General features: G+C 62.1%; 10 protein-coding genes. 5 read left to right on the top strand and 5 right to left on the bottom strand.

Annotation, left to right across the window (positions count from 1 at the left end; genetic code table 11):
* Positions 1-87: 87 nt before the first annotated feature.
* Entirely contained in the window at positions 88-690 is a 603-nt protein-coding gene (locus CQ019_RS07560) for a TetR/AcrR family transcriptional regulator (RefSeq protein WP_105553985.1), read from the bottom strand.
* Positions 691-871: 181 nt separating this feature from the next.
* Between CQ019_RS07560 and CQ019_RS07555 the strand changes: the two genes are divergently transcribed.
* Genes CQ019_RS07555 through CQ019_RS07540 form a run of 4 tightly spaced genes read left to right on the top strand, consistent with a single transcriptional unit; the run spans position 872 to position 7138 of the window.
* A complete protein-coding gene (locus CQ019_RS07555) occupies positions 872-2212 on the top strand; it encodes an ABC transporter substrate-binding protein (RefSeq protein ID WP_013350643.1) in 1341 nt (446 codons plus the stop codon).
* An 11-nt stretch (positions 2213-2223) separates the two neighbouring features.
* Positions 2224-3141: a carbohydrate ABC transporter permease gene (locus tag CQ019_RS07550; protein WP_049862759.1), complete on the top strand. Its 918-nt coding sequence runs from the start codon at positions 2224-2226 to the stop codon at positions 3139-3141.
* The gene (locus tag CQ019_RS07545; RefSeq protein ID WP_105553986.1) at positions 3138-4013 is read left to right on the top strand and encodes a carbohydrate ABC transporter permease; all 876 of its coding nucleotides are present in this window, start codon (positions 3138-3140) and stop codon (positions 4011-4013) included. Before CQ019_RS07550 ends, CQ019_RS07545 begins: the two co-directional genes overlap by 4 nt.
* On the top strand, positions 4010-7138 hold the full coding sequence (locus CQ019_RS07540; protein WP_181148326.1) for a glycoside hydrolase family 2 TIM barrel-domain containing protein: 3129 nt from the start codon (positions 4010-4012) through the stop codon (positions 7136-7138). Before CQ019_RS07545 ends, CQ019_RS07540 begins: the two co-directional genes overlap by 4 nt.
* 21 nt (positions 7139-7159) lie before the next feature.
* On the opposite strand, the gene CQ019_RS07535 is transcribed toward CQ019_RS07540, so the two are convergent.
* The 4 genes from CQ019_RS07535 to chvE all read right to left on the bottom strand — a co-directional run bounded on the left by CQ019_RS07535 (position 7160) and on the right by chvE (position 12179).
* Positions 7160-8104 carry an aldose 1-epimerase family protein gene (locus CQ019_RS07535; RefSeq protein ID WP_105553987.1) on the bottom strand — a complete coding sequence of 315 codons (945 nt, stop codon included), beginning with the start codon at positions 8102-8104 and terminating at the stop codon, positions 7160-7162.
* 92 nt (positions 8105-8196) lie between these two features.
* A complete protein-coding gene (gene mmsB, locus CQ019_RS07530; RefSeq protein WP_105553988.1) occupies positions 8197-9378 on the bottom strand; it encodes a multiple monosaccharide ABC transporter permease in 1182 nt (393 codons plus the stop codon).
* On the bottom strand, positions 9375-10913 hold the full coding sequence (gene mmsA / locus CQ019_RS07525; RefSeq protein ID WP_105553989.1) for a multiple monosaccharide ABC transporter ATP-binding protein: 1539 nt from the start codon (positions 10911-10913) through the stop codon (positions 9375-9377). Before mmsA ends, mmsB begins: the two co-directional genes overlap by 4 nt.
* 99 nt (positions 10914-11012) lie before the next feature.
* The gene (gene chvE / locus CQ019_RS07520) at positions 11013-12179 is read right to left on the bottom strand and encodes a multiple monosaccharide ABC transporter substrate-binding protein (protein WP_105569358.1); all 1167 of its coding nucleotides are present in this window, start codon (positions 12177-12179) and stop codon (positions 11013-11015) included.
* A gap of 386 nt (positions 12180-12565) precedes the next feature.
* Between chvE and CQ019_RS07515 the strand changes: the two genes are divergently transcribed.
* Complete coding sequence (locus CQ019_RS07515) at positions 12566-13960, top strand: TIGR01777 family oxidoreductase (protein WP_105553991.1); 1395 nt, start codon at positions 12566-12568, stop codon at positions 13958-13960.
* Positions 13961-13993 lie beyond the last annotated feature (33 nt).

Raw genomic sequence — 13993 nt, 5'->3', positions numbered from 1 at the left:
GCCCTGCTTGCGCCAAGTCCGCGCGCAGTGGGGAGCTGGATTTTCGCGCGGCTACGGCGCCCCGGAGCCAATTTCGGCAAACACCCCTCATGATTCAGGCAAAATGACCAGGTCCAGATACGCCTTGAGGGTGCCAGCCATGTCAACATCGTCGGGAGACAAGAGCCACTGCACTTGGATCCCGTCCCACAGGGCCAGCAGCGACGCTCCCGCCACATGCGGGTCCACCCCGGGGCGCAGCCGACCAATGCTCTTCATGAATTCGAATTCAGCGCCGTACTCGCCGCGCAAGCGCTCGAAGCGGGCCTCGAAATACGAGCGCGCCGGATGATCAGAAGTGGTTGATTCCCCGCAAAGGGCTGCGTAGAGCTCGATCAACTCCGCGGCACCCTCGTTGAATTGCGCTTGCTCGACAATGGACTGGGCAAAGCGCTCACCAGTGCCCGGCGTGCCGTCGGTGACGGCGTCGCGGCGCTTGAGAGCGGCAATGAGAAGTTCCTGCTTGTTCGGATAGTGGTGCAAAACGCTGGTTTGGCTCATGCCTGCCGCGTCGGCAACATCCTGCACAGTTCCGCCGCGATACCCCCGCGCGCCGAATACCTGGAGGGCAGCCTGGGCGATCTGTTCCCTTCGGGCTGCAGATTTGGCATATGGACCGCGCCGGCGGCGGCCGGATTCATTGCTCGTCACAGTTACTCAGTGTAGGTAGGCCCAGCAGTATTCGAAAATGATGCATCGGCCTAGCAAGCCAGCATGATCGGCAAACAAGAAATTTGACCAAAACTGAGTAATCACTCTATTTTTGCAGTAACCTATTTCACATGCCCTCGTCCCGGGCACCATAAAGAAAACTACTTTTAAGTGAGCACGGATGCCATTGACAACAAGACGCCGCCTTCTCAAGGCCGGCCTGGGCGCCGCCGCCCTGGGCGTAATGACTGCATGCGGCACCGCAGGCCCCCGGTCTGCAGATGCCATGCCAACCATTGCGCCGGCCGCCCCAGGAGAAAAAGTCAGGCTGACATATTGGAGCTGGCTCAAGGATATCCAGCGAGTCGCAGATGCTTTCAACGCCATGCATCCGAATATCCATGTTGAGGCGGTTTGGATCCCCAGTGGAAATCAAGGCGGATACCCAAAGCTCTACTCTGCTCTCGCAGCAGGCGGAGGACCCGATCTGGCCCAAATCGAATTCCGCACCCTCCCGGAGTTCATGCTCGTCAATGGCGTCGTGGATCTCGCGGCATACGGTGCGCAGCAGTACGCTCACCGATATGATCCGTCACTGTGGGGCCAGGTCAGTTTTCCCAACGGAATATTCGGCATGCCTCAGGATTCCGGGCCGATGGCAATGTTCTACCAGCCAGAAACTCTGGACAAAGTCGGCGCCGTCGCCCCGGAAACATGGGCGCAATGGGCCGAGATCGGGTCAGAACTGCGTCAAGCCAACAGCTACATCGACTGCTTCTCCCTCAGTGATGCCTCCTACTTCGTGTCCTACGCGGCACAAGCAGGAGCCCAATGGCTTCGGCCATCCGACGACGGCTGGGTCATTAATATGACCGACGACGCAACACTGGAAGTCGCCAGGTTCTTCGACCGGGCCATCGACGAAGATGTCGTAACTACCGCGATCTCGCCCTTCAGCCCGTCTTGGTATGCTGCGGCTGCATCCGGCCAGCTCGCCTCTGTCACCAGTGGGAACTGGGCTGATGCGCTTGTCAGCTCTGTCGCTGGCGGACAGGGCAAATGGAGGGTCGCATCGATGCCGAAGTGGACCCCGGGCGGATACGGCTCCAGCTACCTGGGCGGATCGACGGTTGCGGTTCTGGCTAATAGCCGCCATCCGCATGAGGCCTTGGAGTTCGCCGCCTGGATGACGTCCACGGAAGCCGGGATCAGCAACGAAATCGCGCACAGCGGCATTGGCTGGTCACCGGTTCCGGGCATCATCGGCGAGTCGCGCGAAGGCCCCTCCGAATTCTTCGGCGGGCAATCGTACAACAAGCAAGTCATTGTCCCAGCCAGCAAATCGCAGAATCCCAATTGGAGCTGGTGGCCGGTCACCCAGCAATCCTTCAATATCCTTTCCGACGGATTCCGCCGGAAAGCCGCCGGAACCAGCTTGGTCGATTCGGTGGTATCCGCAGAGCAGGAAATCATTGCGGCATTCCGCAACAAGGGCCTGAAGATCCGCAAGGAGGCATCGTGAGCACGCCGACCATCACCCGAGGCACCCGGAGAAAACGTGGTCCCTCACCAAGCAGGTTTGAGCTCGCCCCGTGGCTGTTGCTCGCGCCTTTCCTCGCGCTCTTCACCCTGACTTTCATCTTGCCCATCATTGCAGCCATACAAGCCAGCTTCACCCGTATCACACGGCGCGGATTGTTCGGAGAAGCCGGCGTGCACAGCGAATTCGCTGGATTCGGCAATTACGCGCAAGCCCTGGGAGACGAAGCCTTCGTTGCTTCGATTGGCCGCATGATCGTGTTCGGCATCGTGCAGGTTCCCATCATGATCCTTCTTTGCACGGTCCTGGCTCTGCTGCTTGAGTCGGCGAGCGCCAAATGGCCGGCCTTTTTCCGGGCGGCGTACTTCCTGCCCTACGGCGTGCCGGGGGTCATTGCCACTATCCTCTGGTCATTCCTCTATGTTCCCGGCCTGAGCCCGATCATCGATGCCGCCTCAGCCGTCGGCTTGGAAGTCGATTTCCTCGGGCCACAGAGCATCTTGTGGTCCATCGCCAACATCGTGACATGGAGCTACACGGGCTACAACATGCTGATCGTCATCGCGCAGCTCAAGGCAATTCCCGGCGAGATCTACGAAGCCGCACGCTTGGACGGGGCGGGTCCACTGCGTGTGGCATGGCATATCCAGCTGCCGCTCATCAGCCCGGCACTGGTCTTGACCACGGTCTTCTCCATCATTGGCACCTTGCAGCTTTTCGCCGAAGCGCAAGTTCTCATGAGTGTCGCACCCGCCATCGACAGCCAATACACCCCTAACCTTTCCGCCTACACAACCGCGTTCGCCTACAACGACTACAATGTTGCGGCTGCGCAATCCGTTCTCATTGCCTTGGCCGCATTCGCGCTCTCATTCGCCTTCCTGCGCCTGACCAATAGGAAGTCCTCATGACCCTGATCCGCCGCCAGTCCTTCGAAAAGCCCGCCTCTTCAAAACCAGCGACTCTGATTGTCACGGCCTTGCTGACCATAGCCGCATTGTATTTCCTGGTCCCGGTCTACTGGGTCGTCGTTGCAGCAACGAAATCGACCCAGGACTTGTTTAGCACAAATGGTTTCCTCCTCTCCGGTGACTTCGTCCTATGGAAAAATCTGGGCCAGGTTCTGGCCTATGACGGCGGAATTTTCCTGCGCTGGTTCATGAACTCGTTGCTATACGCGGGGGCAGGGGCGCTGATTGCCGCTTACCTTGCTGCAGCTGGCGGATACGCCCTGGCCAAGTACCGTTTCCGCGGAAGCAATCTGGTCTTCGGTGTGGTCTTGGGAGGCGTTCTCGTGCCTGGAACCGCAACCGCCTTGCCCCTATTCCTGTTGTTCAGCGAAATGGGGCTGTCCAATACCTATTGGAGTGTCCTGCTGCCATCATTGGTGTCCCCGTTCGGCCTGTTCCTCTGCCGCGTTTACGCTTCCAGCACCGTGGATAGCGCGTTACTCGAAGCCGCGCGCCTGGATGGCGCAAGCGAACTGCGGATCTTCCACACGATAGGACTCAGAGTCCTGTCCCCTGCTCTGGTGACGGTATTCCTGTTCCAGCTTGTCGGAATCTGGAATAACTATTTCCTTCCCCTGGTGATGCTGTCCGATTCGGATCTCTATCCAATTACCCTGGGCCTGAACACCTGGCTGGGACAGGTTGACCGCCTGCCAGAATTCTACGAGCTGACCACCGGCGGCGTCTTGCTGTCCACTATTCCCTTGGCCATTGCCATGATCGTCCTGCAGCGCTTCTGGCGCGGGGGCCTGACCGAAGGATCCGTTAAATGACTTCCCCAACAGCCTATCTGTCCGATACCGCCCCGGGCGGAGGCCGGCGCCTGCCGGCAACGTCCTGGACCCACAGTGATGCCCCTGAACTGAGCCTCGATGGACAGTGGAAGTTCCGCTGGCTCCCTGGCGTACCGGGCACGCCCGGAGGGCGCGGACTGCTGCCGGCAGGCGAGCTTCCCGAGTCCATGGCAGATGCTGGCTATGACGACTCGAGCTGGGACAGCATCGCAGTCCCTGGGCACTGGGTATTGCAGGCCGATGGCGCCTACGGACGCCCTTCGTACACGAACGTCCAATTTCCCTTCCCTTGCGACCCGCCCTATCCACCGGATGAGAATCCTACCGGCGACTACCGGCGGACCTTCGAAGTGCCCCAGAGCTGGACTTCCGGAATGGAGCGGCTGGTGCTGCGCTTCGACGGCGTTGAATCCCGATACAAGGTATGGGTCAATGGGCAAATGATTGGCTGGGGTACCGGTAGCCGCCTTGCCCAGGAATTCGATGTGAGCTCGGCCGTAGCCGCCGGTGAAAATACAATCGTTGTCCGCGTGCACCAATTCTCCGCTTCGAGCTACGTCGAGGACCAGGACCAGTGGTGGCTCCCGGGAATTTTCCGATCGGTAACGCTCAAGGCCCGTCCGCACGGCAGCATTGACGACCTCTGGATAAAAACCGGCTATTCCTCCGGTACCGGAATCATTACACCGGAAATCATGGCCGCTGACGATGCGTTCCCGCTACGTTTCGTTGTTCCCGAACTGGAAATCGACGAAGTGTGGCAAAGCCGCGAGGATATCCGAGAGGTGGAAGTGCCCGCCGTTTCCCCATGGAGCGCTGAGCGGCCAAAACTCTATGGAGCAACCGTTTCCAGCACTGGCGAGACCATCAGCCTGCGGCTAGGTTTCCGCACGGTAAGAATTGCAGGCGACCAGTTCCTGGTCAACGATCGCAAAGTGGTCTTCAACGGGGTGAACAGGCATGAAACCCACCCGCTCCTCGGCCGGGCGTTCGATGAGCAATTCGCACGAGAAGACCTGATGCTAATGAAGCGCTTCAATGTCAACGCCATTCGCACCAGCCACTATCCGCCGCATCCGCGGCTCCTGGACTTGGCCGACGAGCTCGGTTTCTGGGTCATACTCGAAAACGATCTGGAAACCCACGGATTTGAACGTCACGGCTGGCAGGGCAATCCCAGTGACGACCCGGCCTGGCGAAGTGCCTATCTTGATCGGATGGAGCGGACTTTCGAACGGGACAAGAACCATCCCTCAATCATCATGTGGTCGCTTGGCAACGAGTCCGGCACCGGGGCCAACCTTGCCGCGATGTCCGCATGGATCCATGCGCGGGATAGCAGCCGCCCGGTGCATTATGAAGGCGACTACACCGGAGAATACACCGATGTGTATTCGCGAATGTACGCTTCGTTCCCCGAAGTGCAGACAATTGGAGAGGACCGGATGACCGCTCCGCTGCTGGGATGCACCACCGCAGAGGCCGCGCGCCAGCGGACCAGGCCCTTCCTGTTGTGCGAGTATGCGCACGCCATGGGCAATGGGCCCGGAGGATTGCAACGGTATGCGGATCTGGTGGACCGCTATCCCCGGTTGCATGGAGGCTTCGTCTGGGAATGGCGTGACCACGGGCTGCAGGCCAGCACACCGGATGGCAAGAGCTTCTATGCTTACGGCGGCGATTTCGGCGAGGAGCTCCACGATGGCACCTTCGTCATGGACGGACTGGTCCTCTCCGATTCCACTGCCTCACCGGGGCTCCATGAGTTCAAGCATGTAGTCGCCCCGATCAAGTTCTCCCTGTCCTCCGTGGACGGACACCGGGTGCGCTTGGGCATCCGGAATGACCGCCACAGTGCCGACAGCGGCGACCTCGCATTCAGCTGGCGCTTGGAAGCGGCCGGGCATCCGGTCGCTAGTGCAGAATTCTTGGTATCCGGCTCTGACGACGCGCTGGAAGCTGGCGAAACTGCCACGGTTGAACTCGCCTTGCCGTACCCCCTGCCCGCAGGCGAAAACTGGTTAACCGTGGAGGCGCGGCTGGCCGAGGATGCAGCGTGGGCGGCCGCGGGCCATGAGGTGGCCAGCGCCCAATGGCCGATAGCTGCTCCATCCACCGCAATGCCGGGGCCGCGACCCGCACGGTTGCCCTCTTCGGCTGATGCGGGCGGAGCATCGATCCCTCTGGACAATGGCCGGATGCAGCTTGGTGCCGCAGTTTTCGCCGAGGGCAAGCTCATGGAGTTGGCCGGGCAGCCGGTGCATGGGCCGCGGCTGGAGTTGTTCCGCGCACCCACCGACAATGACCGTGGCGCACACTTCGGCAACTATAACCATTCTGATCCCTGGCAGGAAGATGAGCACGGAGTCCCGGGCAATGGAGAACCCGGTCCGTCAAATGCGGACCTCTGGACGGCGGCCGGATTGGACCGGCTGAAGGCGCGGGTGCTCAGTGTCGCTACCGGTCCGGGCCGTGTGCAGGTGGCGACCAGGTATTCAGCAGCGGACCAGGCCTGCTCCATCCGAGTTGACGAGCAATGGAGCCTGGACGAGTCCGGCCTGTGGCTTCGCATCGATATGGTTCCAAGCCGAGGCTGGACATCGGTGTGGCCCCGATTCGGCGTGCGTTTCCAACTGGGCAAGGAGGTCGATTCGGCATCCTGGTACGGCTTGGGCCCGCACGAATCCTACCCGGACAGCCGTCTGGCGGCACGAGTAGGCCGCTACAGTGCAAGCATTGACGATTTGCCGGTCGAATACGCACGTCCGCAGGAAACAGGGCACCGCAGCGATTTGCGCGAATTGGAGCTCGGCGTGGGCGGTGCGCCGTGGCTGCGCATCGAGGCCTGGCCCGACGGATTGGACCGTCGCCCCGGTTTCACGCTCAGCCGCCACACGGCACAGCAGCTTGCCGGCGCTGCCCATCCGCACGAGCTGCCGGAACCAACCAACTCCTGGCTGTACCTGGATGCGGCCCAGCATGGCGTAGGTTCCCGGGCCTGTGGTCCCGATGTCTGGCCGGAAGACGCGCTGCGCCCCGAGGCGCGCTCCTTGCTCCTGCGGATCACCGGATTGACAGGGAACGAAACCTCGCGGAGCGGGTAGCGCCGCGAACTTCCCTGCCGCTCATCGCGGCTGGACCGGGCCAATCAGCCAGCTGGCTTCATGGCTGGCGCCCGGGGCCAGCGCGATGACGTCCTGGCCGGAGTTGAAGCCGCCGGGCGGGCAGGTCATCGGCTCGATGGCCAGCCCGGTGCGGTCAAGCGCCGGATCATCGCGGTCTGCGGTGTGGATCTGGACCCACGGGCAGGCTTCGTCCCAGGTGATCTGCGACCCGAGGCCCTTGGTGTCGGTGATCGATGCGCTGAATGAGCCGTCCGCGTCGGCGGCCAGGGAAGTGTAGGCATGATCGATGAAGAGGTCCCCGATCGGCTTCGGGGTGCGGAAATCCAGCTCGGTGCCAGCCACCTGAACCACCTCCCGCGGCAGCAGGCGCGCGCCGTCGGTGAGCTGCACCTTGCCGGCTGGCAGGGTGAAAGTCCATTCATCCGCCTTCTTGCCCGGTGCGACCAGGTAGGCGTGCGAACCCCAGGCGAAGGGCGCGGTGCCCTGCCCGAGGTTGGTGGCGGTGGCGATGGTGCGCAGCCCGCCGGCTTCCAGCCGGTAGTCGATCACCAGCTGCACCTCATAGGGGTAGCCGGGGTTCGGGGCGATCACGGTGCGCAACTGGGCGGAGCTGCCGCGGCGCCCGGTGATCTCGAAGCTGGTATCGGCCACCAGGCCGTGCAGCGCGTGGCCGCGCTCCGGCTCGGTGATCGGCAACTGCAGCTCCTGGCCTTCCCAGTGGTAGGCCCCGTTGATCACCCGGTTGGGCCAGGGGGCCAGGATGGCGCCGGAGAACACCGGGCGCGCGCCATGCGGATCGAAGGCGCGCACCAGCGGGCGGCCACCGTAGTCCAGGGACACCAGTGTGGCGCCCACCGTGGCCAGCTGCGCGGTGAAGCCGTGGGCTCGCAGCGTGAGCACCGTTCCGTTGGCGGTGTCCTGCTGCGGCATTGCTTGGCGATCCATTTCGTCATCCTTCTGCTGTGCTGGGAAACCATCGGGCACGCACAGGCCCTCCCGCAATTGCGTGCGAGAGGGCCCCTGGCGCTAATCAAATGCTAGTTGCCCGCACCTGCGCGGCGCTTGTTGTAGATGTCGAAGGCCACCGCGAGCAGCAGCACCAGGCCCTTGACGATCTGCTGCGTGGAAGCGCCAACACCCATCAGCTGCATGCCGTTGGAGAGCACCGCCATCACCAGGCCACCGACAATCGCGCCGGTCACCCGGCCCACACCACCGGTGGTCGAGGCGCCACCGATGAAACAGGCGGCAATTGCATCAAGCTCAAACATATTGCCCGCGCCGGGCTGCGCCCCGTTGGAACGCGAGGAGAACACCGCACCGGCGATACCGGCGAGCATGCCCATATTCACGAAGATCCAGAAGTTGACCTTCTTGACGTTCACGCCGGAAAGGCGCGCGGCCGAGAGGTTGCCACCGATCGCGTAGATGTGGCGGCCAAAGACGGTCCGCGTGGTCAGCACGTGGTAGCCGATCACCAGCACGCCCAGGATCATCAGCACAATCGGCATGCCGCGGCTGATGGAGATCTGCCAGAAGAACCAGAGGATCACGATGGCGGCCAGCGCGTTCTTCGCGATGAACATGGCCATCGACTCGACATCCTGGCCGAACTTCACGCGTCCACGGCGGGTGGAATACTGGGACCAAACCAAACCGGCCACCGCGACCACACCGATGAGCACGGTGAACATGTCGAAGCCGTAGCCGCCGAGCAAGCCATTGAGGAAGCCACCGGCCACCTCCTGGTATTCGCCAGGGAAGGGGGAAAGTGAAACGTTGTTCAGCACCTCATAGGTCAACCCGCGGAAGAGCAGCATGCCGGCCAAGGTGACGATGAAAGCCGGAATGCCTACATAAGCCACCCAGAATCCCTGCCACACACCGCACAGCGCGCCCACCGCTACCGCGGCGAGAATGCCTACCCACCACGGGGCCCCGGTTTTGATGACCAATACCGCGGAGACCGCGCCGGTCAGCGCCACGAGCGAGCCGACCGAGAGGTCGATATGCCCGGCGACAATGACCATGATCATGCCCAAGGCCAAGATCAGCACGTAGGAGTACTGCAGGATGATATTTGTCAGGTTGATCGGGCTGAGCAGCAACCCGTCGGTCATGATGGTAAACAGCACCACGATGAGCACGAAGGCGATATAGATGCCGCTGGTGCGCAGATTCTTGGTGAAAATGTCTTTCAGCTCGGATTTCAGTGTCATCGGGCGTTTTCCTTCTCGATGGTCATAAGCTCCATGAGGCGTTCCTGGGTGGCTTCGCTTCGCGGGAGTTGGCCGGTCATCCGGCCGTAGGCAAGGGTGTAGATGCGGTCGCAGATACCCAGCAATTCGGGCAGTTCGGAGGAGATCACCAGGACCGCCTTGCCGGAGGCCGCCAGCTCATTGATGATCGTGTAGATCTCGTATTTCGCGCCGACGTCGATTCCGCGGGTCGGCTCATCCAGGATCAGCAGCTCGGGGGCGGTATGCAGCCATTTGCCCAGGACAACCTTCTGCTGGTTGCCGCCGGAGAGGTTTCCGGTTTTCGCCAGTACGCTCGGTGCCTTGATCCGCATCGATTTGCGGTAGTGCTCGGCAATCTGGATTTCCTTATTGCCGTTGACGAACCCGGCAGAGGAGATCTTTCCCAGCCCGGCGGCGGTGGTGTTCACCCGGATGTCCTCGATGAGGTTCAGGCCGAACTTCTTGCGGTCCTCGGACACGTAGGCGATACCCGCCTTGATGGCCTTGCCCACGGTGGAGGTGTCCACCTTGCGCCCGTCCATCAATACGGTGCCGGAGATCCCGCGGCCGTAGCTGTGGCCGAATACGCTCATGGCCAGCTCCGTGCGTCCGGCGCCCATCAACCCGGCGATGCCCACGATTTCGCCGGCGCGCACGTCCAGCGAGGCCTTGTCGACGACAATGCGATCGTGCTGGGTGGGGTGGCGTACGGTCCAGTCGCGAACCTCGAAGACCACCTGGCCGATCTCCGGTTCGCGTTCCGGGTAGCGTGCCGACAGCTCGCGGCCCACCATGCCCTGGATGATGCGGCTCTGCGTCGAGGCGGGGTCGGCCATATCCAGGGATTCCACGGTCTGCCCATCACGGATGATCGTGGTGTTGTTGGCAATATCTTCGATCTCGCCGAGTTTGTGCGAGATGATGATGCAGGTGATTCCCTGCTCGCGCAGTTCACGCAACAGATTCAACAGGTGTGCGGAGTCATCATCATTTAGCGCGGCCGTAGGCTCATCGAGGATGAGCAGCTTGACGTCCTTATTCAACGCCTTGGCGATCTCCACCAGCTGCTGCTTGCCGACGCCGAGCTGGCCTACCGGGGTGACCGGCGTTTCGGCCAATCCCACCCGGGCCAATAACTTGGCTGCCCGCTGGTTGGCTTCGTTCCAGTCGATGAATACCCCGCGCTTGGTCTCGTTGCCTAGGAAGAGGTTTTCGGCCACCGACAGATAGGGCACGAGGGCCAATTCCTGGTGGATGATCACCACGCCCTGGGCCTCGGAATCCTTGATGCTTGAGGCCTTCAGCTCCTGGCCGTTGAACAGGATTTTCCCGTCATAGCTGCCATGGGGGTAGACGCCGGAAAGCACCTTCATAAGGGTGGATTTCCCGGCCCCGTTTTCGCCGCAGATGGCGTGGATTTCACCCTGCTGGACGGAAAGGTTTACTCCGTCCAAGGCCTTGACCCCGGGGAATGTCTTGGTGATGTCCTGCATCTGCAGGATGGTGCTGTCCATAGTGCAGCCGTCCTTGTCATGATCTGTGTACTGCGTGAAGCGCTGCTGCTGCGTCGGCGGGGCGCGGTGCGATCCCGCCGACGCAGCGAAGACCGGCTGCTACTTGGTCTGTCCTGCCTTGACCTCTTCGGCGGTGTAGTATCCGGAATCAACGAGCAGCGACTCGATGTTATCGGCGGTCACGATGTCGGAGTCCAGCAGGAAGGAAGGGACAACCTTCTTGCCGTTGTCATAGGATTCGGTGTCGTTGGCTTCCGGCTCGGTGCCTTCGGCGTAGGACTTCACGGCGGATACTGCCTGGGAGGCCAGCTTGCGGGTGTCCTTGAAGATGGTCGCGTACTGCACGCCGTCGTCGATCAATTTCACCGAAGCGATTTCGGCATCCTGTCCGGAGATGATCGGCAGGCCGTCCTTGATGGACTTGCCGTAGCCGGCGTTGGTCAGTGCGGTCTGCACGCCGCGGGAGATCCCGTCGAAGGGCGAGAGGATGCCGTCGATCTTGGTCTTGCCACCGGCGTAGTGCGCGGTGATCAGGTCCTCCATGCGGCTCTGGGCCTCTTCCTGGGACCAACGCAGGGTAGCTGCCTGTTCGATCTTGGTCTGCTTGGACTTCACCACGAGGGTTCCGTCATCCATAAATGGCTTGAGGGTTTCCATGGCGCCCTTCCAGAAGAAGTGGGCGTTGTTGTCATCCACGGATCCGGCGAAGAGCTCGATATTCAGCGGCCCCTTCTTGCCGGTCTTTTCGCCCTGCTCGTCGACCAGGCCGAGACCGGTCAGCAGCGAGGTGGCCTGCTGCACGCCGACGTTGTAGTTGTCGAAGGTGACGTAGAAGTCGACGTTCTCGGTGCCATTGATCAGGCGGTCATAGGAGATGATCGGAATGTCCTGGTCTGCTGCTGCCTGCAGCTGGTTGGACAGTGCGGTGCCATCGATCGAAGCGACCACGAGGATGTCTGCACCCTTGGTGATCATCTGGTCGATCTGCTGCTGCTGGGTCGGGATGTCATCGTTGGCGAACTGCATGAAGACCTCGTAGCCGGCTTCTTCAAGCTGCGACTTCACGGCCTCACCGTCGGCGATCCAACGCTCGGAGGTTTCGGTTGGCATTGCGACGCCTACCTGGATGTCCTCCGGGGCCGTGCTTTCGCCTTCGGCACCCGCGCCACCGCCGGCACCGCTGCCGCCACATGCTGCCAGTGCGCCGACGAGCGCGAGGGATCCAAACGTGGCTACCGCTCGACGAGCCCAGTTATTCCGTGCCATCTTTTCCTCCTGCGTATTCCGATTCATCCCGGCAGTGCGACCGGGCTCACACCATGTTAGCGCTAACAACGTGAGTTGCGCCACCCCAGATGATAACAATTTGATATTAAGCGGACAAGACAGCCTAGAGGTTCCAGCATGTTGACGTGGATCATGAGCGAATGACCGCCTAACTGCCCCCGGGTGCAGTGCGGCCAAGGGGCTTGCCGAAGCGCCTTCAGCGTGTGTAATGGCAGGCTCGGAACACCCAAGGAACGACAAGGTAAAGCTACTACGGCCATGCTTGTCACGGCAGCCCTCGCAGTTAGCCCTGCGAGAATGGCCTTTGCAAGCCCGTCGACGCGCAGTGCGCGTGGCGGCAGGGATCCCGGACATAGTATTGGGCCATGACTACACAAAGGTCCAGCGTTCTTCCGGCACCCCCGGACGAGGTATCCGCCTGGTTTGCCCGGCCGGGCGCGATTCGCCGGCTGCTGCCGCCCTGGCTTCCGCTCAAGGTCATCGAAGAAGCCGGCTCCTTGCGTGGGGGAACCGCGGCACTGGGGCTGCCTGGCGGCCTGCGCTGGTACGCCCAGCACAAGCCCTCCGACTACCTCGAGAATCGGCGGTTCGTCGACGAGCTGCAGGCTCGCGGCGTGCGGGCGGCCCCCACGCGCGTGGCTCATTGGCGTCATGAACACCTCACCGAGCCCGCGGGATCCGGGCACACCACCGTCACCGACCGCGTCAGCTCCAATCTGCCCGCAACGCAGATCGAACGGATGCTGGACTACCGCCACCGCCAGCTCGCCGCCGATTTCGCCGCCCATGAGCGGGCGTCCGAGGCCGGACTGGAACCGTTGACCATCGCGGTCACCGGAAGCAATGGCATGGTCGGCACCGCGTTATGCGCCTTCTTGTCCACCGGCGGGCACCGAGTCATCAAGCTGGTGCGCCGCGCGCCGCAATCCACGGACGAACGACGTTGGGATCCGCTGGCTCCGGAGCACGACCTGCTAGACGATTGCGACGCGGTCATCCACCTCGCCGGAACAAGCATCTTCGGCAGGTTCAGCGACTCGCACCGGCAGGCGATCGAGGCAAGCCGCATCGAACCCACCCGGGCTCTGGCTGAGCTGGCGGATCGCTCCGGCGTCTCCCGATTCATCAGCGCCTCGGCCATCGGCATCTACGGTGCCTCGGCCGGAGCCGCCCCGATTGATGAGCAGTCGCCTCCTGAAGTAGGGGGCGCGGACTTCTTATCCGGCGTGGTCCAACGCTGGGAGCAAGCAACCGGGCAAGGCGAGACGAGCATGCGCCGGGTGCAGATCCGCACCGGCGTGGTGCTCAGCCCTTCGGGTGGCATGCTCGCGGTGCTGCGCCCGATCTTCGCCGCCGGCTTGGGTGGCCGCTTGGGCACGGGAGAACAGCGCCTGTCCTGGGTTGGCCTCGACGATCTCATTGATATCTACCATCGGGCTTTGTGGGACACGCAGCTGAGCGGCCCGGTGAACGCGGTGTCCCCTCACCCGGTCAGCAACGCCGAATTCACCAGCGCCTTGGCCAAGGCACTGCGCCGCCCGGCCATCATTCCGGTGCCTGCAGCCGCCCCGAAACTGCTGCTGGGAACCCAAGGCGCCAAGCTATTGGCCATGGCAGATCAACAGGTGGTCCCGCAGAAGCTGCTGGATGCCGCGCACCACTTCCGCTTCGCACAAATCGAGCAAACTCTGGCCCACTGCTTGGGTTCACCGACCCGGGGAGACCGAGCCGAGGCAAACTCGCTTCCGTCCAAGCCTTAATAGGCATTGGCCAGCACCCGGTGGTGCTGGCCA

This window comes from Arthrobacter sp. MYb229 (assembly GCF_002975405.1).
In the GTDB taxonomy this organism is placed as follows: domain Bacteria; phylum Actinomycetota; class Actinomycetes; order Actinomycetales; family Micrococcaceae; genus Glutamicibacter.
This window is presented reverse-complemented; position numbering and strand designations above follow the sequence as displayed.